The organism is Caballeronia sp., assembly GCF_028292365.1.
In the GTDB taxonomy this organism is placed as follows: Bacteria; Pseudomonadota; Gammaproteobacteria; order Burkholderiales; family Burkholderiaceae; genus Caballeronia.
Window position 1 is genome coordinate 54,781 of the sequence record NZ_JAQGMM010000090.1, and the last position, 23,563, is coordinate 78,343.

Annotated in this window: 21 protein-coding genes; 14 read left to right on the forward strand and 7 right to left on the reverse strand. The window is 60.9% G+C overall.

What is annotated here, in order from left to right; genetic code table 11:
* Nucleotides 1-2 precede the first annotated feature (2 nt).
* Nucleotides 3-347 (forward strand): DoxX family protein, encoded by a 345-nt coding sequence (locus tag JWR14_RS05515; RefSeq protein WP_299702719.1) that lies wholly within the window; start codon nt 3-5, stop codon nt 345-347.
* Nucleotides 348-520: 173 nt separating this feature from the next.
* Here the strand turns inward: JWR14_RS05515 and JWR14_RS05520 are convergent, their stop codons facing one another.
* From JWR14_RS05520 to JWR14_RS05530, 3 genes are all read right to left on the reverse strand, one after another.
* On the reverse strand, nt 521-1,849 hold the full coding sequence (locus tag JWR14_RS05520; protein ID WP_299702722.1) for an SUMF1/EgtB/PvdO family nonheme iron enzyme: 1,329 nt from the start codon (nt 1,847-1,849) through the stop codon (nt 521-523).
* A gap of 128 nt (nt 1,850-1,977) precedes the next feature.
* Nucleotides 1,978-2,718 (reverse strand): helix-turn-helix domain-containing protein, encoded by a 741-nt coding sequence (locus tag JWR14_RS05525; RefSeq protein WP_299702725.1) that lies wholly within the window; start codon nt 2,716-2,718, stop codon nt 1,978-1,980.
* A 117-nt stretch (nt 2,719-2,835) separates the two neighbouring features.
* Nucleotides 2,836-3,315, reverse strand: a complete 480-nt coding sequence (locus tag JWR14_RS05530; protein WP_299702728.1) for a universal stress protein — start codon at nt 3,313-3,315, stop codon at nt 2,836-2,838.
* Between the two features lie 324 nt (nt 3,316-3,639).
* On the opposite strand from JWR14_RS05530, the gene JWR14_RS05535 reads away from it, so the two are divergent.
* A complete protein-coding gene (locus tag JWR14_RS05535) occupies nt 3,640-5,148 on the forward strand; it encodes an MFS transporter (RefSeq protein WP_299702778.1) in 1,509 nt (502 codons plus the stop codon).
* A gap of 53 nt (nt 5,149-5,201) precedes the next feature.
* On the opposite strand, the gene JWR14_RS05540 is transcribed toward JWR14_RS05535, so the two are convergent.
* From JWR14_RS05540 to JWR14_RS05550, 3 genes are all read right to left on the reverse strand, one after another.
* On the reverse strand, nt 5,202-6,773 hold the full coding sequence (locus JWR14_RS05540) for a DHA2 family efflux MFS transporter permease subunit (RefSeq protein WP_299702731.1): 1,572 nt from the start codon (nt 6,771-6,773) through the stop codon (nt 5,202-5,204).
* Between the two features lie 175 nt (nt 6,774-6,948).
* Nucleotides 6,949-7,743, reverse strand: coding sequence for an ABC transporter substrate-binding protein (locus JWR14_RS05545; RefSeq protein WP_299702734.1), 795 nt, complete (start codon nt 7,741-7,743; stop codon nt 6,949-6,951).
* Nucleotides 7,744-7,805: 62 nt separating this feature from the next.
* On the reverse strand, nt 7,806-8,960 hold the full coding sequence (locus JWR14_RS05550; protein ID WP_299702737.1) for a methionine aminotransferase: 1,155 nt from the start codon (nt 8,958-8,960) through the stop codon (nt 7,806-7,808).
* 124 nt (nt 8,961-9,084) lie between these two features.
* Here JWR14_RS05550 and JWR14_RS05555 point away from each other — a divergent pair, with 124 nt between their 5' ends.
* Complete coding sequence (locus tag JWR14_RS05555) at nt 9,085-10,005, forward strand: LysR substrate-binding domain-containing protein (protein WP_299702739.1); 921 nt, start codon at nt 9,085-9,087, stop codon at nt 10,003-10,005.
* Between the two features lie 57 nt (nt 10,006-10,062).
* Here the strand turns inward: JWR14_RS05555 and JWR14_RS05560 are convergent, their stop codons facing one another.
* Nucleotides 10,063-11,223: a branched-chain amino acid ABC transporter substrate-binding protein gene (locus JWR14_RS05560; RefSeq protein ID WP_299702740.1), complete on the reverse strand. Its 1,161-nt coding sequence runs from the start codon at nt 11,221-11,223 to the stop codon at nt 10,063-10,065.
* A 280-nt stretch (nt 11,224-11,503) separates the two neighbouring features.
* On the opposite strand from JWR14_RS05560, the gene JWR14_RS05565 reads away from it, so the two are divergent.
* The 11 genes from JWR14_RS05565 to JWR14_RS05615 all read left to right on the forward strand — a co-directional run bounded on the left by JWR14_RS05565 (nt 11,504) and on the right by JWR14_RS05615 (nt 23,221).
* Nucleotides 11,504-11,644, forward strand: coding sequence for a hypothetical protein (locus JWR14_RS05565; protein WP_299702743.1), 141 nt, complete (start codon nt 11,504-11,506; stop codon nt 11,642-11,644).
* 341 nt (nt 11,645-11,985) lie between these two features.
* Complete coding sequence (locus JWR14_RS05570; protein ID WP_299702746.1) at nt 11,986-13,545, forward strand: carbohydrate porin; 1,560 nt, start codon at nt 11,986-11,988, stop codon at nt 13,543-13,545.
* A 38-nt stretch (nt 13,546-13,583) separates the two neighbouring features.
* Nucleotides 13,584-14,747 (forward strand): hypothetical protein, encoded by a 1,164-nt coding sequence (locus JWR14_RS05575; protein ID WP_299702749.1) that lies wholly within the window; start codon nt 13,584-13,586, stop codon nt 14,745-14,747.
* Nucleotides 14,748-14,808: 61 nt separating this feature from the next.
* Entirely contained in the window at nt 14,809-16,080 is a 1,272-nt protein-coding gene (gene efeB, locus JWR14_RS05580) for an iron uptake transporter deferrochelatase/peroxidase subunit (protein WP_299702752.1), read from the forward strand.
* Between the two features lie 86 nt (nt 16,081-16,166).
* On the forward strand, nt 16,167-17,192 hold the full coding sequence (locus JWR14_RS05585) for an iron ABC transporter substrate-binding protein (protein WP_299702755.1): 1,026 nt from the start codon (nt 16,167-16,169) through the stop codon (nt 17,190-17,192).
* Nucleotides 17,193-17,204: 12 nt separating this feature from the next.
* Nucleotides 17,205-18,848 (forward strand): iron ABC transporter permease, encoded by a 1,644-nt coding sequence (locus tag JWR14_RS05590; protein ID WP_299702758.1) that lies wholly within the window; start codon nt 17,205-17,207, stop codon nt 18,846-18,848.
* Nucleotides 18,849-18,854: 6 nt separating this feature from the next.
* The gene (locus JWR14_RS05595; protein ID WP_299702761.1) at nt 18,855-19,910 is read left to right on the forward strand and encodes an ABC transporter ATP-binding protein; all 1,056 of its coding nucleotides are present in this window, start codon (nt 18,855-18,857) and stop codon (nt 19,908-19,910) included.
* 72 nt (nt 19,911-19,982) lie between these two features.
* The gene (locus tag JWR14_RS05600) at nt 19,983-20,414 is read left to right on the forward strand and encodes a MarR family transcriptional regulator (RefSeq protein ID WP_299702764.1); all 432 of its coding nucleotides are present in this window, start codon (nt 19,983-19,985) and stop codon (nt 20,412-20,414) included.
* Nucleotides 20,415-20,496: 82 nt separating this feature from the next.
* On the forward strand, nt 20,497-21,201 hold the full coding sequence (locus JWR14_RS05605) for an SDR family oxidoreductase (RefSeq protein ID WP_299702766.1): 705 nt from the start codon (nt 20,497-20,499) through the stop codon (nt 21,199-21,201).
* A gap of 34 nt (nt 21,202-21,235) precedes the next feature.
* Nucleotides 21,236-22,423: a thiolase family protein gene (locus JWR14_RS05610; protein WP_299702769.1), complete on the forward strand. Its 1,188-nt coding sequence runs from the start codon at nt 21,236-21,238 to the stop codon at nt 22,421-22,423.
* Nucleotides 22,424-22,750: 327 nt separating this feature from the next.
* On the forward strand, nt 22,751-23,221 hold the full coding sequence (locus tag JWR14_RS05615; RefSeq protein WP_299702772.1) for a hypothetical protein: 471 nt from the start codon (nt 22,751-22,753) through the stop codon (nt 23,219-23,221).
* Nucleotides 23,222-23,563: the final 342 nt, after the last annotated feature.

The following is a 23,563-nucleotide window of genomic DNA, read 5'->3' on the forward strand; positions in this document are numbered from 1 at the left end:
CGATGGCGTTAGACACAGCATCTTTTGAATCGATTCTCGCGATGATCGTAGCGGTCCTGTTCGCGATTGCCGGCGTGGTCAATCTCGCCGGACGCGGCGCGGTGAAGCGCGACTTCGCACGCTGGGGTTACCCGGCATGGTTTCGGTTGCTCTGTGGCGCTCTCGAGTTGCTCAGTGCAGCACTTCTTCCTGGACAACAAACCAGAGTTTTAGGCCTGACGCTGGCCGGTGCGATCATGATTGGCGCGCTCTTCACATTGCTACGAAATCGGGAGCCGTTTCAGCATCTCGCCCCGGCGCTGATCTTCTCGGCTCTCGTTGTGGTCACGGTAGCGCTCCGCGGTTGAGGCTTGCTCGCCTCTAGGCGAGTGAGCCCGGACGCTAACAGGCCGCGCGGGCAATTCGTACTGCAGGTACTTGAAATACGCAGATGGATAGCGGCATTGGAGCAACTCCAATTTGATCACGTGCGTCACGTGTCTGCTTTTTGTTAAGCGCGGAGGCGTAGCCGTACTGCTCGTCACCCCCGCACGCAGCGAAACCCCGCATACACGTACTGGTAATGCGCTTGAAACCAGTTACGAAAACTCGGTCTCAGCATGCAGGCGGCCGTGCGTGGCGAGCCGCCCTTGAGCACGAAATGCTGGTCGTCGTAGAAGTTCGCGGAGTAACCCAGGTAGAACGGAAACGGTTCGAAGCCGGGTAATGGCGCGAAGGTCGTCGACGTCCATTCCCAGCCGTTGCCAAACTGTCCCACCACGCCCGCCGCGCTGCGGTTCTCCGGGTGAGCCTGGACCGGTGACGGTTCCCAGCGGCGGAAATCGAAATTGCCCTGCCGGGCGTGCGGCGCGGTGTCGGCGGCACGTTGCCATTGCGCTTCAGTTGGAAGCGACTTGCCCGCCCATTTCGCATACGCGCTGGCTTCGGCGTGACTCACATATACCGGCCAGTCCGCGGGCAATGGGATCTCGGCGAACATGGTCCGCAGCTTCCAACCCACTGACGATTCCGCTTGCGATTCATCACGCACCCAGAACGCCGGCTTGTCGATGCCTTCGCGTTCCTTCCACGCCCAGTCGCTGTCTCGCCAGTAATCCCGATGCGCGTAACCGCCGGCATCGACGAAATCCAGCCAGTCCGAATTCGTCACCATGTAGCGGTCCATCTCGAACGCCAGCACGTCCACGCCCCGTTCACCGAACTCGTTGTCCCAGCCGAACGTGCCGCTATCACGCGCCAAGCCCAGCGTCGTCCGGCCCGCAGGCACGTGGACCATTTCCCGCGCCATCGTGCTGTCGAGCGGATGTTCTGCGGTGTCTTCAGTGATCGCGGGGCCGGTCTTCTGATGCAGCGGCAACTGATGCAACATGTACGCGAGCGTTTCCGCGTGCATCAGCCGATGCTCGATAGCGACCTCCAGCAGCGTCTCGGGCGTGGCCTCCGGTGCGCTGGAATTGTCGTGCTTATCTGCACGTTTTGTAATTTCGACGGAATCGAAACGCGCATCGATGTCATCACGAATTCGCTGCACATAGGCGCGAATCGTGTCGAGCGACGGCCAGTCTTGAGGCTGATCGCTGGGCAGGCCGCCATCGACGGGATCAATGCCGAACGCAAATAACTGGTCGAATTCGGGATTCGGGCTGGGCAGGACAAAGAGGCGCTGGTCGAACAGATTGCGGTCGAAGGCCTCCAAATGCCCGATGTAGAACACGATCCGATGCCGCTCGGAAATCGGGCGCTCATACAGGAATTCGCGTTTGACGATGGTGAACAACGCGTCGGTAATCTGGCGCGCCTCACGCAGGCGGGCGAGCAGCGGATGCAGCGGGGTAGGTTCGCGATTCATTTCGCTTTGTCTCCGGGCACGGGCCGATGCAAAACGATAAATCGTAGCAGAGGACATGCCAAGCCTGCTTGGCTCGCAAGCGGGCCGGAGGAGGGGCGGGGAAAGCGGGCCGGAAACTGGACGGCGTGCTAGATCGCGCGCAGGCCGTCGAAGTCGAGGATCTGGATGAGCTTGCCCTTTGCTTCGATCAGGCCCTTTGCCTGAAAACGCGACAGCGTCCGGCTGACGGTTTCCAGCGTGATGCCGAGAAAACTGCCCATGTCGTCGCGCGTCAGGCGCAGGTTGAACTCGTTGCCCGCGTAACCGCGGTGGCTCAGCCGGGCGGAGAGATCCAGCAGCAGGGCGGCGACCCGCTCGTCGGCGCGTAACGTGCCAAGAATCAGGGTTTGCGTCGCCTTTCGGACGACTTCACGGCTCAGTAACTGCAGCAGCCGGCGCTGGAGGGCGCTGGTTTCGCGGCAGGCGCGCTCCAAGTGCACATAGGGGACCAGGCAAACCGAGCTGTCTTCGAGGGCGATGGCGTGACACGCATGCCGGCCATTGTCGAATCCTTCCAGACCGAGCGCGTCGCCACCGAGATGAAGGCCCATGACCTGTTCGCGGCCGTTGCCGTTCGGTGTTGCTACAACCGTTTTGATCGAGCCGGAGCGGATGGCGTAGAGCGTGTCGAAGGTGTCTCCAACGCGAAACAGGGTTTCGCCCCGCTTGATCGTGCGAGCATTGATGATCACCTTTTGCAGCCTGTTGACGTCGTCGGAAGACAGGCCTTGCGGCAGGCAGTAATGCCTCAACGCGCAGGTCGAGCAATGAGCGGCGTGGCGCGAGGGGGCGCTGGGCAGAGGAACGGGGGTCTCGTGGACGGTTTGCATGGCTCGCTCGCTTTTAGTTCGTTTTGATCTGGAACAAGGAAATTGTCCCATCGATGCGATCGACCCCCGGGTGGCAAAACGTCGCGTGAGAACGCTTTTGCCCGCCCACTCGGCGCTTTATTCCTCTCTTGATCCAGGCACTGCGTCTGCCCCGGAGGCTGCGGGAATCAGCAGTACCGGCAGCGTTGCCCGGCGCAGGCATCGTTCCGCGACACTGCCGAGGATCAGCCGCTGGAAGCCCTTGCGGCCGTGCGTGCCCATCACGAGCAGGTCCGCATTGAACGCGGTGGCGGCGGCGAGCACCATCTCCGCGACATCATCCACCGACGAACCCTCGGCAATCACCACTGCGCCTTGCACGCCGCGCTGTTTCATCTCGGCGTTCGCTTCGTCGGCGAGTTTGGCGCCCTGGCCGGCGAGTTCGTCGCGCAGGACGGATGGGTCGTAGCCCGGCACGTCGTAATAGACCGGTGCGTTTTCAACCACGTAATACGGCTGCAGTATGGCGCCATGCGTGGCGGCGAGTTCGAGCGCGGATTCGAATGCCCGGCGCGAGGTACGGCTGCCGTCAATAGCCACGACGATTCGTTTGAACATACGGTTCTCCTTCAGCGGTTGAAATGCAAACGACGGTTTTTAGTCGATGAAAAACGATCGCGCCTGATTACACGGCTTACAAATGTACGACAGTAATAATCCGATCAATGTTCCGCGTTTGAAGGCATACGTTCGATCCTGACCAACCGGATGAAATAATGACGTCATACAATCCGGGGCGTGACGTTTGTATCGCTCCCCCCTTTTTACTCTTCTGGCTCCTCGCCCGTGTCTGAATCCGTTCCTCAATCCGCTCCTCAGTCCGCCTCCCCGCCGCATTCCGAATCCACCTCGCCACTGCCTTTCCGCAATGCGCTTCTTGCGATGCTGGGCATTGGCCTCGTTAACATGCTGGTTGCGCTCGACCAGACCGTGGTCAGTACCGCGCTGCCGTCTATCGTCGCGGAATTGCATGGCTTCGAGTATTACGCGTGGATTGCGAGCGCGTATTTGCTGGCGTCGGTGGTGACAGTGCCGGTATTCGGCCGGCTTGGCGATTATTTCGGCCGAAAGCAATTCGTGATAGCCGCGGTGATCACTTTCACGGCAGCTTCGGTGCTATGCGGCGTCGCCAACGACATGCTGTTCCTGGTCATCGCGCGCGGGTTGCAAGGTGTGGGTGGCGGGATGATGGTTGGCACGGCGTTCGCGTCGATTCCCGATCTTTTTCCCGATCCCCGTTTGCGGGTGCGCTGGCAGGTGGTGATGGCGGCGTCGTATGGAATCGGGACGGCGGCGGGGCCATCGCTCGGCGGCTGGATGAGTGAGCACTGGGGCTGGCGCTCGACCTTCCTGATCAACCTGCCGGTGGGAATTGCCGCGTTTTATTTCATCTGGGCGCATTTGCCGAATTTCCATCGGCCGCGCGAGGGTGCGGTGAAGATCGACTGGCTGGGGGCGGTGCTGGTTGCCCTCGTGCTCGGCGGCTTGCAGGCATTCATTGAAGCCGTGCCAAAGAGCGGCCTCACCATGGGAAACGTGGTGTTGGCGGCGTGCGTGGCGGGCGGCGCGGTGGCGTTGCTGATATGCGAACGTCGTGCGACGCATCCGATCATTCCGCTCGACCTCTTCAAGGACCCGGAGCTTGTGACGTTGTTCACGTTGTCGATGCTGTCGGGTTTCGTGATGTTTTCGCTGATCTTTTTTGCGCCGCTTTTGCTGCAGGGTGGTTTTGGTCTATCGCCGCAGCAGGCCGGATTAATGGCTACGCCGATTGCAATGTTTATTGCCATCGGCAGTTTTATCAACACGCGCATTGTGATTCATTTGCGCAAGCCTACGTTCATCTTGTCGATTGGATTCACGCTGCTGTTATTCGCATGTATAGCGCTGGCATTCACCGATGCTTCCACGCCGCATATCTGGATCGGGATTCCGATGGCGGGTATCGGTATTGGCCTGGGTTTCGTGCTGAATAACCTGAATGTATTCGGGCAGGAGATTGCCGGACGTGAGCGCTTCGGCATTACCACGGCGTTGCTTCAATCCACTCGAATGGTCGGCGGGATGCTTGGGACGAGCGTGGTTGCGGTGATCGTGCAGCATCATTATCGGGACGTGATTACGCGCACGCTGCGCGTGCTGGGCGAGCCGGCGAGTACCGCGTGGCTGCCAAGGTTTGCCGATCCGCGGATCCTGATCGATTCCGCGTTGCGGGGGAAGTTGCTGGCTGATCTGGCGCCGGCCGGGCTGGATGGGCCGGCGATGATCGAGAGCGCCCGCGAGGTGCTCGTCCAGTCAATTCACATTGGCGTCGCGCTGACTGCGGTTGCGGCGTTGTCCGCGGTGCTGATGGTGCGGAGGGTGTCGCATATTACGTTTCGGAAGGGCTAGGGTGGGGTTTTTGTTTGCGCTCGGGTTCAATCAACTCCGAGCGCGAACCAAACTCAATGCGCGCCCGCCGCCGCTCCGCCTCCGCCGCCTTTCGCCCGCTTCGTAATCCAGATAAGCGGAATAATCAGGATGAAAATAACGGCGGAAGCAAAAAAGATATCGTTCAGCCCCATCATGGCGGCTTGCGTATTCACGGTGAAATCGAATAGCCCGCGCGCTTGAGCTTCGTTGACATTCAACACCCCCTGCGACGTCTGTATTGACTGCAAGAACAGCGGATTATTCACGTTCGCCTGTTCCGTCAGCCGTTCGTGATGAAGCGCAATGCGATTGGTCCATGCATTGCCGCACAGCGACGTTCCGACCGCGCCACAAAAAACCCGCGCGAAATTCGATAAGCCCGCAGCGGCGGGAATCTTCGACGGCGGCAGCCCCGACAAGATAATCGACGTCAACGGCACGAAGAACAACGCCATCGGAATCCCTTGCAACAGGGTAGGCAGGACCAGATGCCAGGTATCAATCTCGATCACATACTTCGAGCGCATATAAAACACGATCGCGAAGCCGACAAACGCCATGGTCGCGACAACACGCGCATCAGTGCGAGGCAAAACGCGACCCATGACCGGCGCGAGAATCACCGCAAAAATGCCAAGCGGCGCGGTCACCAGCCCGGCATCGACGGAACGGTAATTGAGGTATTGCTGCATCCATTGCGGCAATAGCACCAGATTGCCGAAGAACACGCCGTAAGCCACGGAAATGGCGACCGTGCCGCCAAAGAAATTGCGTCCCGCGAACAGGCGTAAATCCACGACCGGATTCTTTTCGGTCAATTCCCAGACCACGAAGAATGCAAACGCAATCAGCGCAATGATGCCCAGCCAGACGATCACCGGCGATGAAAACCAGTCAAGGTCGCGGCCTTTATCGAGCATGATTTGCAGCGATGCCACCCACGCGATCAGCAACATGAGTCCGACCGTGTCGATAGGTGCTTTACGCGTGGCCGATTCGCGCGACTTGTAAATAAACCAGGTCACACTGGCTGCAAAAAGTCCGACTGGAATGTTGATATAGAAGATCCACGACCAGCTATAGCTGTCAGTAATCCAGCCACCCAAAGCCGGTCCGGCAATTGGCCCGACAACGGCGGTCATCGCCCAGAGGGAAAGCGCCATCGACGCTTTCTCCTTAGGATACGAACCCAGCAAGATTGCCTGCGACAGCGGAATCAGTGGCCCGGCAACGGCGCCTTGCAACACTCGCGCGGCGAGCAAAATCGGCAACGTTGGTGCAAGCCCGCAAAGCCACGAAGAAATCACGAATAGCAAAATTGCGCCAACAAACAACTTGATCTGCCCAATGCGCTGAGTCAGCCAGCCGGTCAGCGGAATTGACACCGCGTTGGCCGCGGCGAATACCGTCACGACCCACGTGCCTTCATCGACGGAGACGCCGAGATTGCCGGAAATGGTCGGGATAGCGACGTTCGCGATCGATGAATCGAGCACGTTCATGAACGTGGCAAGCGCCACGGCAATGGTCGCGAGAACCAGTTGGCCGCCTTTCAATGGCGGCGGCGGGGAGGGCGCGGGCGATGCGGCGGGCGCAGTGCTCATGGGATATCCGGATAAAGCAGCCGCTAGTCAAACGTGGCGGCCGATTGTGCCAACAACGAAGGCCGCAGTGTGCCAGCGTTCAAAAAACCTCGCTGATCGCGCTGCGGCTTTCATCCCGCTATCACGTCTTGAGCGGCGCTTTCATCGGCCCGGATCCCCTTGTTTCGGACCGCCTTTATTTAGCGGAGACGTCGATGTCGCCCAGATACTTCTTCGCGAACTTCGCAATGGTCCCGTCCGCCTTGAGCTTTGCAATCGCCGTGTTCAGGCGCTGCTTCAACGCATCGTCGCCCTTGCGAATGCCGTATGCAATGCCGCTGCCGAGGATCTTGTCGTCACTGACCGGGCCGCCGGCAAAGCTGTATCCCGCGCCGTCCGGTTTCGACAAGAAGCCTGTTTGTCCGGCCGCCGAGAGTACAAGCGTACCGTCGAGACGGCCGGCCTTCAGATCCGTATAAGCCTGGTTCTGATCCTGGTACGGCACAACATTTACGCCCGCGTTCGCCCAGTGCGCCTTGGCGAAATTTTCCTGGATCGAACCCTGCAACACGCCGATGTTCTTGCCCGCAAGCGATGCCGGCGTCGGCTCAAGCCCGCTACCTGTCTTCGCGATCAGTTGCGTGGGCACACGATACACGACCGTCGTGAAGTCGATAGCCTGGCGGCGCTGATCGGTCGCGTTCATCGCGGAATTGATTGCGTCGAATTTGCGGCCCTGGAGAGCCGGGATCAAGCCGTCGAACGAGGTCTCGACCCACACGCATTTCATCTTCGCCGTGGCACACACCGCGTTGCCGACATCGATGTCCAGCCCCTGCAGTTCACCAGACGCCGCCTTCGATTCGAACGGCGGATATTGCGCTTCCACGCCGTAGCGCAAGGTGTCGGATTCAGCGGCGTACACGGCGGCGCTGCACAACGACGAGGCCAGCAACAGGGCGGCCGACAGAACGCGAGCGGAGTTTTTCATGGAACGTCTCTATTGGTAGAAGTTGAATGTTCGAGTCGAAAGCAAACAAGCATTGGTCAGTATCAGACCGCGCACAAGCGACGTGCGCCTTCGCGCAGCGTGTCGTCGTCCTTGGCGAAGCTCAGACGAATGATGCGGTTGTCAGTGCCGTCCGTGTAGAACGCCGACAAGGGAATGGTCGCAACGCGCGTTTCGCGAATCAGGCGCAGCACGAAGTCGCTGTCCGATTCATCGGAGAACGCGCCGAAGCGCGCCAGCATGAAGAAGCTGCCGGCACTCGGCAAGAGTTCGAAGCGTGAACCGGCGAGTGCTTGTGCGAGCAGATCGCGTTTCTTTTGATAGAACTCGCCGAGCCCGAGATAACTCGATGCGTCGCCGAGTGCTTCCGCGAATGCAATCTGCATGGGGGTATCGGCGGCGAAGGTCATGAACTGATGCACCTTGCGGATCTCGTTGGTCAGCTCGGCGGGTGCAAGCGTGAAACCAACACGCCATCCCGTCACGTGATACGACTTGCCGAACGACGACACGATCACGCTGCGCTCGGCCAGAGCCGGATAACGCGCCATGCTGTGATGCAGGGCGCCGTCGAACACAACATGTTCATACACTTCATCCGACAACACGATGATCTTCGAATCGCGCGTCAACGCCGTGAGGCGATTAATGTCTTCAACGGTGAACGCGCTGCCGGACGGGTTGTGCGGCGAGTTGATAATGATCATCCGCGTGCGCGGCGTGATGGCCGCGGCCACCTCATCCCAGTCGATATGAAAATCCACCGGCGAGAGCTTGATCGGGATGGGCATCGCACCCTGCAATTGCACGATGGGACCGTAGCTATCGAATGACGGTTCGAAGTAGATCACTTCGTCGCCGGGATGCACGAGCGCGCTGATCGACGCATACAAGCCTTCGCTCGCGCTTGCGACCACGGTGATTTCGCTGCCTGGGTCGTAGGTCGCCCCGTAAAGCTGCTGCGTTTTCAGCGCGAGCGCTTCGCGCAGCGCGAGCACGCCCGACATGGGCGCGTATTGGTTATGCCCGTCGCGCATGGCTCGCGCGGCGCTGTCCACGAGTTTCGGATCACACGCGAAATTCGGCGCGCCTTGCGAGAGATTCAGCGCTTGATGTTCCTCGGCGAGCTGGCCGATCACGGTAAAGATGGTTGTGCCGACATTCGGCAGCTTCGACGCGGGGGTCCAGGCACTTTTCACGACGTTGTCTCCTGAGGACTCAATTCAAGTATCCATTGTCATTCGACAGCAGCAATAAAGCGTGGACAATCGAAAGTTTGTCATACTAGCCATGAACCCAGCTCATGGCTTACGAGATCCAATAATGAAACCGCTGCCGTCTTTGGATGTGCTCAAAACCTTTGCAGTCGTGGCACAGCGACTGAATTTCACCCGCGCCGCCGATGTTCTGAACATCACGCAGGGCGCCGTCAGCCGGCAGATTTCCGGGCTGGAGGCGCACTTGGGTTATGCGTTGTTCGTGCGCCAGCCGCGCGGTCTTGCGCTGACGCCGAATGGCGCCATGTTGCTCGCGCCTTTGCAACAGGCGCTGGCGCAGATTACCGAGGCGCTGGAACGCAGCGGGGCACAGTCGGGCACGTTGCGGGTGAAATGTCCCACGTGCGCGATGCGCTGGATTTTGCCGCGCGTGATCCGTTTGCAGAATGAGCGGCCGGCGCTCGTGATCGAAGTGACGGCGGCGGTGTCTCACGGGGTGGAGTTCAATGCCGAGCAGTTCGACGCCGCCATTGTGTTCGGGGAGCCGACGTTAAAGGGCGTGAGCTCGCATCATCTGTTCGATGAAGTGCTGACACCGGTGTGTGCGCCGGGTTTGTGGAAAAAGCCGCAAGTCGGCGCTGCACCCGCTACGCCGGATGATCTCGCCGACCAGACCTTGCTGCATCCCACGCGTGATCGGCGGGACTGGCTCAGGTGGCTGGAAGCGTATGGGTATAAGGGATTGCCGTCGGCGAAAGCGCAGCACTTCGATACGCTTGATCTCGCTATTTCATCGGCAATGCAGGGATTGGGCGTGACGATTGGAGATTTATCGCTGATCGAAGAGGACTTGCGGGCGCAGAGAATCATTACGCCGTTTTCGCTTTGTGTGCCCAGCGGGGCTTCGTATTATCTGATCTATCCGGAGCGGCCGGCGCCTTCACCGGTCCTGCAGGAATTTGCCCAATGGCTCGAGGAAGAAGCCGCGGTGACGCGGGCGAATCTGTTGGCTTACATGAACAGATGAGTTTCGTTCGCGCCCGGAGACTGACCAGCGCCCCGAGCGCGACCCGTCCGTTAGATCCTACGTCCCGCTCTTCGTCACGATCGGCACCCAGGCGCCGCCCTTGACCTGATACATCGTCGACGAAGCATTCTTCAGCGCGCCGTTATTGTCGAAGGCGATCGTGCCCGTAATGCCCGGGAACGAAATAGCCTTCAGCACCGGACGGTATACCTTCGGATCGACGGAATTGGCCTTCTGCATGGCGTTAATCGCGGCCCATGCAGCGTCATAACCGAACGGAGCATACGAGAGAATCGCCACGCCGAAATGCTTCTGGAATTTCTCGGCGAACGCCTTGCCCTGCGGCAGTTTCTCAAGCGGACTGCCGTATTCCCATGCCATCGCTCCATCGGCTGCGTCGCCGGCAAGCTTCAGGAAATCCGTGTCCATCACGCCGCCACCGCCCACGAACTGCGCAGTAATGCCAAGCTGCCTCATCCGTTTCGCCACCGCCGCTGCTTGCCGGTCGAGGCCGCCAAAGAAGATCAGGTCGGTGCCCGCACCCTTCAGCGCGGTGAGTTGCGCGCTGAAATCGACGGTCTGGTTGTCACTGTACTGACGCGCGATGATCGTGCCGCCCGCCGCCTTCACCGCTTTCTCGAACTCATCAGCTTCACCCTGGCCGAAGGCCGTCCGGTCGTCGATGATCGAGATCTTTTTCGCTTTCGTCACCGTCACCGCATACGTCCCGGCGGTCCCGGCGTTCTGGGCGTCGCTGGAAATGACGGTGAAGACGTTGTCGAAGCCTCGCTGCGTGATGGTCGGATTGGTCGCCGCAGGATCGATCACAGGAATACCGGCGGTCTGGTAGACCTGCGACGCCGGAATTGTCGTGCCCGAATTGAAGTGGCCAACGACCACTGCCACACCGCCATCCACCAGTTTTTGCGCTGCCTGCACGCCGATCCGCGGGTCGGCCTGGTCGTCTTCTGCCTGTATGACAAAGTTGGCCGTCTTGCCGCCAATCTGGATCTTCTTCGCGTTTGCTTCATCCAGCGCCAGTTGCACGCCGTTTTGCAGGTCCTTCCCGTAACCTGCGTTCGCGCCCGTCAGCGGGGCGGCAAAGCCAACCTTGACGTCGAACGTTTCGGCAGCGGCGGATAACGGCAATGCACCCCAGGTGGCGGCAGCGCACGCAAGAATCCAGGCAAGCGGTTTGAGATTTGTTCGAAGATGCACTTTTATTCTCCTTCGGGGTTGGACAGGTCCGGCGAGCAGGGCGGTCAGGTTTCGCTTTCGCGTTTTGGTTTTATCTACACGTTTTCAACTCCGGGTTTCAACGCCGGGATTCAACTTTCCCGGCACACGACTGCACCATGGCGAACACGCTACGGGCAAGACAGGACTTGCCCGCGTGCGCCGCCATTATCGTGTGGACGAAAAAGCCTGTTCGGCTTGTTGAACTCACTCGCTGACGACCAGCAGCAGATGCAATTTAGGAAGCCAAATTAGCGGCGTCTTGGCAGTTCGTCGCATCGGCGCTGCGGATTTCGGCATAGCGGGTTTAAGCGGATTGCCGGAGCTCGCCAAGCTGGCGCAGCCGCCGTTGTTGAGCCGCTCCGGCAATACCCTGATGCGGGTGTTCAACTATCCGGTTTGACCCTGAAGATTGCGGCACAAGATGAATCAGTGGCCCGCGGCGACAGTCCCTATCTCCGCATCATTCATATATATCAACGGCATTACTGAACAATTTCGAATAAGGGAGTTAGCAAGCCGTAAGAAATGGTTTTTGTAAGGGAGATTTCACCTCTCTGTAATTATAATGAGAATCGTTCTCATTTATATTGACGTTCAAACTTGGCGTGGGTACGATTCGCTTCGCCGGTGCCTTCTGGATGGTGGCCCGGAGGACGTGGCTTATGGCGCGTGTCGTAGGAACGTCTTTAGAACAATCAACACGACGTGTTAGCAGCCGTCGCAACAAGACAGAGGATTTCGATGCAACCCGTCCAGCTCGCTCCGCGCGAATCGCGCGCTGAATCGCGACACGATTCACGCCCCGACGCGACACTGCGCGCTGCCATCAAGCGCCCTAGTGCGCCCTTCAGTCTCCGCCGGGCGGTGCTCGGCACCAGCGTGGCGTTGTTCGCGCTGGCTTCATCGGCGACATTTTCGGCGGCATTTGCTGCGGGCGCACCGGCCAGCCCGGACGCAACCCCTTCCGACACGCCCGAAGCCGACTTGAACATCCAGGCGCAACAGGCGGGTCAATGGACCGGCGTCTGGTCACGCTCGACCCTGCTCGGCGACATGGGCGGCATCCGCTCATTCCTCGGCCAGTACGGCGTGACGCTGCAAGCGACGGAAGTATCGGAATATCTGGACAACACGCGTGGCGGCCTGAAAACCGGCGGCACCTACGACGGGCTGACCACCGTCACCCTCGGTCTCGATACACAAAAGGCCTTCGGCCTGCCGGGCGGAACATTCAACGCGAGCGCGCTGCAAATTCACGGCCGCAACCTGAGCGAGTTCAACCTCGGCACGCTGAACACTGCGAGTGGGATCGAAGCGCAGGACACCACGCGCCTGTGGGAGCTCTGGTATCAGCAGTCATTCCTGAACAAACGTGTGGATGTGAAGGTCGGCCAGCAAAGTATTGACCAGGAGTTCATGGTCAGCAGTTACGCGGCCACGTTCGTGAACACCATGTTCGGCTGGCCGGGCCTGCCGTCGTATGACATGCCTTCGGGCGGTCCGGCGTACCCGCTGTCCGGACTCGGCGTGCGCGTACGCGGCCAGATCACCCCCTCATTGACCGCGCTGGCAGGTGTGTTCGACGCAGATCCGCTCGGCAACAACCCGAACAATCTCAGCGGCACGAACTTCAACCTGCATAACGGCGCGATGTATATCGGCGAATTGCAGTATTCGATCAACCAGCCGTCGGACGGCGAAATGGTCGGCGTGCCGCAAACCGGCTTGCCCGGCACGTACAAGATCGGCTTCTGGTACAACAACGAACGCTTCGCTGACCAGAGCACTGACAACACCGGCCTGTCGCTCGCCAATCCGCTGAGCACGGGTACACCGCAAAACCATAACGGCAACTACAGTTTTTACGCCGTCGCGGATCAGATGATCTGGCGTCCCGACCCTGACGAACCCCGTAGCATTGGCGTGTTTGCGCGCGTGATGGGCGCGCCGGGCGATCGCAACCTGGTGAGCTTCAGCGCCAACGCGGGCCTTGTGATGAAGGCTCCGTTCGCCGGCCGCGACAACGACAGCGTGGGCATTGGCCTCGCCTACATCAAGGTCGGCAACCACGTGCATGACCTCGATATCGCGGCTGCAGCCGCTAGCGGCGGACCGTACGGTATCCGCACGCAGGAAACCGCGGTTGAGGCGACCTATCAGTACCAGGTCAACCCGTGGTGGGTCATGCAGGGTGATCTGCAATACACCTTCAACGCGGGCGCGGGCCAGAATCCGAACGATCCCACGCAGCCGTTGCGCAACACGTTCGTCGTCGGCGTGCGCACTACCATCACTTTCTGATCGGCGTGATCTTGAACGCACGCATCCGAGGCTTTTGTATGAAACAACTTATCAAATCCAGAGCGCTTCCGGTCACGCTGTCGACCATTGCATCAGCCGCGTTGCTGGTCGGCGGCCTGGTTGCCGGTCTCGTCAGCGGCGTGGCGCACGCAGCGCCAATCGGCTTTCTCGAGACACTGCACAAGCACACCACGCTCATCAATACCGTGCCGTCCAACGGCGACCAGAACCCGTATGCGATCGTGGTCGCGCCGGTATCGTCGGGTACGGTCAAGCAGGGCGACGTGCTGGTAGGCAACTTCAATAACGCTGCTAACTTGCAGGGCACCGGCAGCACGATCATCAACTATCATCCCGACACCAACGAGATGACGGTGTTCGCCACCGTGCCGCGCGACCTCAAGGATTGCCCGGGCGGTATTGGCCTTTCCACCGCAATGACCATGCTGAAGTCGGGCTGGGTGATCGTCGGCAGCACGCCAAGCAACGACGGAACGACCGGCACCAAGGGCGCGGGCTGCCTGATCGTGCTCGACAACCAGGGCAAGGTGGCGTCCACTATTGTGAGCGCGAATATCAACGACCCATGGGGCAACATGGCGGTCGTCGATAACGGCGATCACGCCACGCTGTTCCTGAGTAACGCGGGCTTCGGCGTGGGCGGCGCGGATGGCAATCCGCCGGTCTTCAAGCAGGCAACCATTCTTCGCCTCGACCTGGATATACCGCAAGGCAAGGCCCCGGTGGTCAAGCAGGAAACGGTGATCGCCAGCGGTTTCGGCGCTCAGGCTGACAAGGGCGTGTTCCTGGTTGGACCCACTGGCCTGGCGTTATCGCCGGATCAGAAGTTGCTGTATGCGTCCGACGCCATTGGCAACCGCGTGACTGAAATTGATGATCCCATGACGCGCGATACCAGCGCGGGTGTCGGCCGCCAGTTGACCGCCGATGGTTTCCTGCATCGTCCGCTCGCGATGGTGACGGCGCCCAACGGCCACTTGCTGGTCACGAACGCGTTGAACGGCCAGGTTGTGGAGATCGATCCGGCGACGGGCAAGCAACTGTATGCGCGCTGGATCGATACCGACAAAGCGCAATCGCCGCCGGGCAATGGTGACTTGTTCGGCATCGCGATGACGCCGGAAGGCGACGGTTTTTACTACGTGCAGGACGATGTCAACACGCTGGTCCTGGCGAAGTAAGTAGGTAAAGTAAGTACGTAAAGTAAGTAAAGCGAAGTAATCAGCACAGCAGGGCGACATCATGGCAAACGATCAAGATCCACCGCGCCGCCGTTTTTTGAAAGCGGGCGTTGCCGCGGGTGCAGCGTTAGGCGCGGGTTCAGTCGCGCACGCCGCGACGAAGGCGCAGTTCAAGCAACCCATCGACCCGATGCTTGTGGTCGAGCCGTTTTTCGGTGAGCACCAGGCGGGTATCGTGACGCCGCAGCAGAGCCATACGTACGTGGCGTCGCTCGATCTAACGACCGGCAAACGTGACGACGTGATCGGCCTTCTGAAAACGTGGACGGATGCGGCCGCGCGCATGTCGCGCGGCGACACGGCCAAGCCGTTGCCCACCGACGACAAAGCCGCACCCGATTCTGGCGATATCCTCGGCCTGGGTGCAGCGGGCCTCACGATCACGTTCGGTTTCGGCCCGGGGCTTTTCACGCACGACGGCCACGACCGCTACGGTCTGGAGAAACGCCGGCCTGCCGCGCTGGTTGACTTGCCGCGCTTCAACGGCGACCAGTTGTTGCCGCAGAAAACGGGCGGCGACATCCTGATTCAGGCTTGCGCCAACGACGCTCAAATTGCATTCCATGCGGTGCGTCAACTCGCGCGCATGGGCTACGGTATCGTGGCCATGCGTTGGGGGCAGGCGGGATTCCTCTCCGGTCCACGTGGACAGACGCCGCGCAACCTGATGGGTTTCAAGGACGGCACCAACAATCCGTCGGTCGCAAAACCGGCGCTGATGAATCAGTTCGTGTGGGCCAATGCGCCCGACGCACCGTGGATGAACGGCGGCACCTACACGGTCGTGCGGCGTATCCGCATCACGCTGGAACACTGGGACACCATGGAGCGCGGCTTCCAGGAACAGGTGATGGGTCGCGAGAAATACAGCGGCGCGCCGATCGGCAAGAAAAATGAATTCGATGCACTGGACCTCGATGCCGCCGATAAAGACGGCAACCAGGTGATCCCGGAAAACTCCCACGTGCGGTTGTCGAACCAGGCAACGAACAACGGTGCGCAGATCCTGCGCCGTTCGTATTCCTACAACGACGGCACCGATTTTTATATCGAGCGCTGGCCGCCATGGCGCCAGGAAACCGAGTACGACGCGGGGTTGATCTTCGTCGCGCATCAAGCCGATCCGCGCACGGGTTTCATTCCGATCAATGAACGGCTGGCGAAGTTCGACATGATGAACCAGTTCACCACGCACGTAGGCAGCGCGGTGTTCGCGTGCCCGCCGGGCGTGCGGCCGGGTTCGTTTATCGGCGCGGGGCTGTTCGAAACCTGATTCAACGTAAGCCAGAAGCTCAAGCTCAAGCACACGCCGGCATACGCTAACGCACGCCGGCGCACCACAACAAAGGAATGATTGCAATGAACACCACACGCTCCCTGCCCGTGCTGCGCACGCTTTGCGGCATCGCGGTGCTGGCTGCCGCAGCGGCGTTGCCGCTGAACTCGGAAGCGGCGACGCTGACCTTGTACAACGCGCAACACGAGCAGGTCGTGGCCGCGCTGGCGAAGGACTTCGAGAAGCAAAGCGGCGTTTCGGTGAAGGTCCGCAACGGCGAAGGCCCGGCGATGGCGGCGCAGCTCGTCGCGGAAGGATCGGCTTCTCCCGCCGATGTCTACTTCACCGAGAACTCTCCCGAACTGATGCTGTTGGACGAGAAAGGCCTGCTCGCCAAAACCGATGCGTCCACGCTCTCGACCATCCCTTCGCGCTTCAACTCGCCGCAGGGCGACTGGGTCGGCGTGCTAGCGCGCGAGAACGTGCTGGTCTACAACACGAAGAAGATCGATGCGGCGCAGCTGCCGGCATCGTTGATGGACTTGGCCAAGCCGGAGTGGAAAGGCAAGGTCGGCATTGCACCGAGCGATGGCGATTTCCTGCCGGTGGTGAGCGCGGTTATCGCAATGAAGGGTGAAGCGCAAGCGCTGGACTGGCTCAAGGGCCTGAAGAAAAACGCGCAGATCTTTGACGACGACGAAGGCGTGGTGGCTGCAGTGAATCGCGGCGGCGTGGCGACGGGCGTAGTGAACAACTACTACTGGGCGCGCCTGCACGTGCAACTCGGCGACAGCGCGACGCGTAGCGCGATCTATCACTTCGGTAACGGCGATGTGGGCGCACTCGTGAACGTATCGGGCGCGGCCGTGTTGAAGTCGAGCAAGAACCAGAAGGAGGCGCAGCAATTCCTGGCGTATCTCGTCAGCGAACGTGCGCAGGACCTGATGGCCAAGGGCAAGATTGCGTTCGAATATCCGCTGCATGCGGGCGTTTCTCCCGATCCGCTGCTCAAGCCTTTTGACCAGTTGAGCCCGCCGTCGTTGACGGTTGAACAACTCGGCGATGACAGCAAAGCCGCGAAGCTGATGCGCCAGGCCGGACTACTGTAAGCGCAGGAAAGTATGAGCGATGTCGTGAAGGCGGTTGGCGTATCTACGCTGCCTGAACCCCGCAGCCGCAAACGCGCGCCGCGGGGTTTGCTCGTGGCGGCGGGACTGTGCGCGCTGCTCGTGCTGATGCCGCTCGCGTTCACGGTGTATCGCGCGGTGACGTTCGGCTGGGATGACGCCATCGAACTGATTTTCAGGCCGCTGGTGGGTGAGTTGCTCATCAATACGCTGTCCATTACTGTGAGCGCCACGCTTGTGTCGGCGGTGGTGGGAACGGCGGCAGCATGGTTTATCGAACGAACGCGTTTGCCCGGGCGACGTTTTTGGGCGGCTCTCACGGTCGCACCGCTCGCGATGCCCGCGTTCATCACGAGTTACGCGTGGGTGTCGCTGAGCCTCGATTTGCAGGACTTCGCGGGCGCATTGCTGGTGATTTCCACCGCGTATTTCCCCCTTGTCTATTTGCCGGTCGCCGCCGCCTTGCGCGGCATGGACCCGGCGCTCGAAGAAAGTGCGCGCTCGCTCGGTTGCGGGCGAATTGGCGTGTTCATGCGCGTGGTGTTGCCGCAATTGCGGCCTGCGTTGCTTGGCGGAATGCTGCTGGTGGCGCTGGGCGTGCTGTCGGAGTTCGGTGCGTTCACGCTGTTGCGCTTTCGGACTTTCACCACCCAGATCTACGCCGAATACAGGACGAGCTTCGACAGCAGCGGCGCGTCGGTATTCGCGTGCATTCTTATCGCGATGTGCCTGTTCTGCCTCGCGCTGGAAATGCGCGTGCGAGGCCGTTCGCGCTATGAGCGCGTCGATCGTGGCGTGAGGCGTGCGGCATTGCGTTATGAACTCGGTGCGTGGCGATGGGCGGTGGTCGCCGCATTCGTCGTGCTCGCGATCGTGACGTTGGGCGTGCCTATCGGCATGATCGGTTTCTGGTTGACGCAAAGCGGTGCTGCGGCCATCACGCCCGCGGAAGTGTCGCCGGAACTGCTGATCGAATCGACGTTGTCATCGATTGGTTATGGTTGCGCCGCCGCGGTCGTTACTACGCTCGCGTGCGTGCCGCTCGCGTTTTTGCTGGTTCGTTTTCCCAGCAGGATGGCGACCACGTTCGAGCGCATCGTGTTCCTCGCGCAAGGTCTGCCGAGCCTCGTGGTTGCGCTGGCGATCGTGTCGCTGGCCGTGCATGCGTTGAGGCCGCTCTATCAAAGCGCTGAACTGCTGGTCGTGGCGTACGCCATTTTGTTCTTGCCGCTCGCTCTCGTCAGCGTGCGCGCAGCGTTCACGCAAGCGCAACCGCGTCTGGAAGAGACTGCTCGATCACTTGGCCTGAGCTGGCGTGAAACCGTGCGGCGCGTGCTCTTGCCGCTCGCGGGTCCGGGCCTTGGCGCCGGCGCCACCATGGTCTTCATCTCGGTCGTCACTGAACTCAATTCCACGTTATTGCTATCGCCCAGCGGCACCCGCACGCTTGCCACTCAAGTGTGGATCGATACCTCCACGCTCGCGTTTGCCGCCGCTGCGCCGTATGCCGCATTGCTCGTGGGCATGTCGCTGGCGGCATCGATCGGGCTGTTTACATTGCTTGGGCGATCAGCGGTTGCGGGACGCGCGGCCGTTTTAAAAGAAGGACTACAGGCCGGTTCGCCGCCTGACAAGTAAATCGATATGAGCGAACTTCGCGTTACCAGCCTGACCAAATCCTTCGATGGTCAACCCGTGCTTCATGGCGTCGATTTATCGGTGGAGCGCGGCACCCTGCTTGCCCTGCTCGGGCCGTCCGGCAGCGGCAAGACCACGCTGTTGCGGGTGCTCTGCGGCTTCGAACGGGCCGACGCCGGCACCGTTGAGATCGATGGCGTGCGCGTAGCCGGGCCGGGCATTCACGTGCCGTCTGAAGCACGCCGGATCGGCTATGTGCCGCAGGAAGGCGCGCTCTTTCCGCATCTTTCCGTAGCCGATAACATCGTCTTTGGCTTGCCGCGGCAGCAGCGTCGGGCGCGGTATCGTGTCGATGAATTGCTGGCGCTCGTTGGTCTGCCGGCCGCGTATGGCGATCGCCCGCCCCAGGCATTGTCCGGCGGACAGCAGCAACGCGTTGCGCTGGCGCGAGCGCTTGCGCCGTCGCCCTCGCTCGTGATGCTCGACGAACCGTTTTCTTCGCTCGATGCCGCGTTGCGGATCGAAACGCGTGAAGCCGTGGTGAATGCGCTTGCGGCCACGGGCGCCACCGCGGTGCTGGTTACGCACGATCAGGCCGAGGCGCTGTCGCTTGGGCACGAGGTTGCGGTGTTGTGGCGTGGCCGTCTCGTGCAGACGGATTCGCCGGAGGCGGTGTATCGGCGGCCGGTGTCGCGTGAGCTGGCGAGTTTTGTCGGCGACGCGGTGATCGTGCCGGGATTGATCGATTCCCGGAATTCGAGGCAGGTGATCTGCGAGTTTGGCACGTTGCCGATCGCACGCGCGATGGCTGCGAGCGATGTCGACGTGATGATCCGGCCGGAGCAGATCCGGATTGTTGCCGATCATCATATGAACGGCGATGGTGTCCAGGCGGTGGTCGAGAAAGTCGTGTTCTATGGTCACGATGCCAGCGTCATGCTGCGCTCCCTTACGGCCAGGCGCGCCGTGCAGATTCGCGTGGCGGGGCATTCGCATCCGCGTGTCGGCGAGCGCATCGCGCTGTCGGTCGAAGGCGACGTCGTGGCGTATCCCAAGGGGTAGTCGAGGGCCGGTCCTATGGCCGGCCACTTCCTGCGCTTGACAAAGTGCATATACACAACTATAGTCGCGAGTATGACTACCCAAGATTTGACCTACCTCGATTGCAACTGCTTCGCCATCCGTCAGGCGGCGCGGTTTGTGTCGCAGCTTTATGAGCGCCACGTCAGCCAGGCAGGCGTGACGGCGGCGCAGTACACGCTGCTTGCGGCAATCCATCGGCGGCCGGGCGTGACCATGGCCGAACTCGCGGACGCCATGGTGATGGAGCGCACCACGCTGGTCAGGGCGTTGAAACCTCTGCAACGTGACCGCCTTGTGATTGCCGCCCAGCAAGACGCCAGCACGCGGGCCGTGGCGTTGTCCCTGTCGGACACCGGCAGAAAGACGCTTGGCGAAGCATCGCTGCGCTGGCGCGAGGCACAGCAGGAATTCGAGGACAAGTTCGGCCGGGAACGCGCCGGGGAACTGAGAAAGTCCCTGCTTGAATTGACATCGACGGAATAAAACAGTCGCCGGGCGGGATGTCCGGCGTTTTTTTGCCTCATTTTTTTGCCTTATAAAGTGCATATGCACTACGGAGATTGCCATGGAAATCAAAGGAAAAGTCGTATTGGTGACGGGTGCGAATCGCGGCCTTGGCGAGCAGTTTGCGAAGGCGTTGCTTGCGGCGGGGGCATCGAAAGTGTATGCGTCGGCGCGCAGCAAAAACCAGGTCAAAGTGCCCGGCGTGGAAGCGGTGCAACTCGACGTCACGAATGCGCAGAGCATTGCCGCGGCGGCCGAGCACCTGACCGACGTGCAGATCGTCATCAACAATGCGGGCGCGATCATTGGCGGTTCGCTGCTTGACAGCGCGTCTATAGAGGCCGTGCGCTCGCAGGTCGAGACCAACGTGATCGGTCCCCTTGCTGTCACGCAGGCCTTCGCGCCGACCCTGAAGCGCAACGGCGGCGGCGCGGTGGTCAACATCTTGTCGGTGCTGAGCTGGCTGACTATCGACAGCTCGGGTTCGTACAGCGCGTCCAAGTCCGCCGCGTGGGCGATCACGAACGGCTTGCGCACCGAACTGCGCGGGCAGAACACGCTGGTGGTCGGCGTGCATCCGGCGTTTATCGATACCGATATGACCGCGGGAATCGATGCGCCGAAGACGTCGCCGCAAGAGGTGGTGCGTCAGGTGCTCGAAGGCATTGAGCAAGGCAAGGAAGAGATTCTCGTCGATGAAGTCGGCCGCAACGTGAAGGCGTCGTTGTCGTCGGCCACGCCTGCTTATCTCACCCCGGCCCATTGAGTTTTCGGCTGAACCACGCAAGGAGCGAAGAACCATGAGTCAACAACGTGAAATCGTGCTGTGCGAGCCGGTCAGGACCGCGATCGGCGCGTTCAACGGCGCGCTGAAAGGCACGCCGGCGACGGACCTTGGCGCGGCTGTAGTCCGTGAAACCCTGCGACGTGCCAGGGTTGAGGGACAGGACGTGGATTCAGTCACCTTGGGTAACGTGATCCAGGCGGGCAACCGCATGAATCCCGCGCGTCAGGCGGCCTTGAACGGCGGTTTGCCTGTCTCGGTGCCTGCGCTGACGGTGAACCGCGTGTGCGGCTCGGGAGCGCAGGCGATTGTATCGGCGGCTAACGAGATCACTGCGGGGTTTACGCGGCTCGCTGTGGCAGGCGGCATGGAGAACATGGACCGTGCGCCGTATCTGCTCGATAACGGCCGTTTTGGGTATCGGATGGGCAATGCAGAAATCCACGACAGCATGTTGCGCGACGGTCTCGACGACGCCTTCTCCGGCAAGCATTCCGGCTGGCATACCGAAGACCTCGTGACGCAGATGGACATCACGCGCGAAGCGCAGGACCGTTTCGCCGAGCGCTCGCAGCAACGTTTTGCCGCGGCTCAGGCGAAGGGCTGGTTTGCGGCGGAAATTGTCGGCGTGGAAGTGAAGGCGGGCAAGCAAAGCATTGTCTTCGATACCGACGAACAGCCGCGCCCCGACACCACGTTCGCCACGTTGTCCAAACTGCGGCCCGCTTTTCGCCCCGACGGAACGATTACCGCAGGCAACGCGCCGGGCCTGAACAGCGGCGCAGCCGCGATGCTCGTAGCGGATCGTGCATTCGCCGAGCGCAAGGGGATCGAGGCATCGGTGCGGCTGGTCGCGTATGGCATTGCAGCCGTCGAACCGGGCATGTTCGGTCTTGGGCCGGTGCCTGCCGTGCAGCAGGCGCTGGATCGCGCGGGCTGGAAGCTGGGCGATCTTGAACGCATCGAGATCAACGAAGCATTCGCCGCAGTGCCGATTGCGGTCGCGCGCAAGCTGGGTTTGCCCGATGACGTGGTGAACCCCGAAGGCGGCGCGATTGCCCACGGCCATGCTATTGGCGCAACCGGCGCGGTGTTGGTCACGCGTCTCGCTCATGCGATGAAACGCGACGGCCTGAAGCGAGCGATGGTGACGCTGTGTATCGGCGGCGGGCAGGGGATTGCGCTGGCGCTGGAAAGCGTTTGATTCGAGCGGGGTTGGCTCGCGGGTTCACGTGGCTTCATGTCGTTTCACGCAGGTCAAGCATGAGCGTTCAGTTCAGCGACATTCTTGTGGTGCATTGCACAAGCACATTGCTGCATGGTTTCCAAGCCTGCCGGATCGCCTGGAATCGTCAAACAAACGCGGTCCAGCGCGCTTAACGGGCGAATAACGCGAAAAGTTGGCGGATTACAGCGATAGTCTTTCGCATGGGTACGGAGTGCGGACAGTAAGGTGAAAGCTCGTTTGGCGGCGCTTCGGAATCAGCTTGATCCGGGCGCCGCCATTCCTGTTTCCAGGAGTGCACGAGCTATGAGAATCCCCCTGTCCGCCGGCATTGCCGTGCTGTTGCTGAGCACCAGCGCGCTTGCGCAACAACCGCTCGCCTTTCCAATGCGCAGCCAGAGCCCGGCGCAAACCAGTATCGATACGGCCATGTGCTACAGCTACGCCAATCAACATACCGGCGTGGTGATGGCGCGCGTGTCCCAAGCGCCCGAAAAGCCGAAGACTGTGAAACCCGGCGCGGTGCATCCGGTGGCGGTGGCGGCGCCGTTGCCATCGGCGATTGCTCCCGGTTCCGCGCCGGTTGCGGCATCGGCGACGGAAGCGTCCGCAACGCCCACACCCGGCGTGGCTGCGGATGCTCGTGCTGCGGCACATGCGAGTTCGACTTCTGCCGATGCACCTATGCCTGCGTTGCCGCCGCCGGAGCCGCCGATGGTCCAGTACTGGCGCTCGTATGGCGAATGCATGACCGATCGGGGGTATATGGTGAGGTGATTTTCGCTCGCGCCGGTGGACGGGGTGGGGGGCGGTTGCGAGGTTCCAGCGTTAGCGGTTCTGGGTCAATGCCGGGTTGCTGCTTTCGGCCTTAGCGGTCTGCTTGACTCGGATATCCTCTTTATCACTATTAGCCACTGCGCGTGGCAGCGCGTCATTTCTTGGTCCTTAGCGACAAAGAAACGAAGCAAAGAAAACGCTTTTAACCACGCTACCCTAAGTGTCCACAGCGTGCAGTTTCTATTCATAGGTGCCCCAAAAGCACGGTGCTCGCCAGAGCCACGGATGTGTGAAACCCTCCTTCTCCGAACACCGATACCCACACGCTTCGCCACCAGTGAC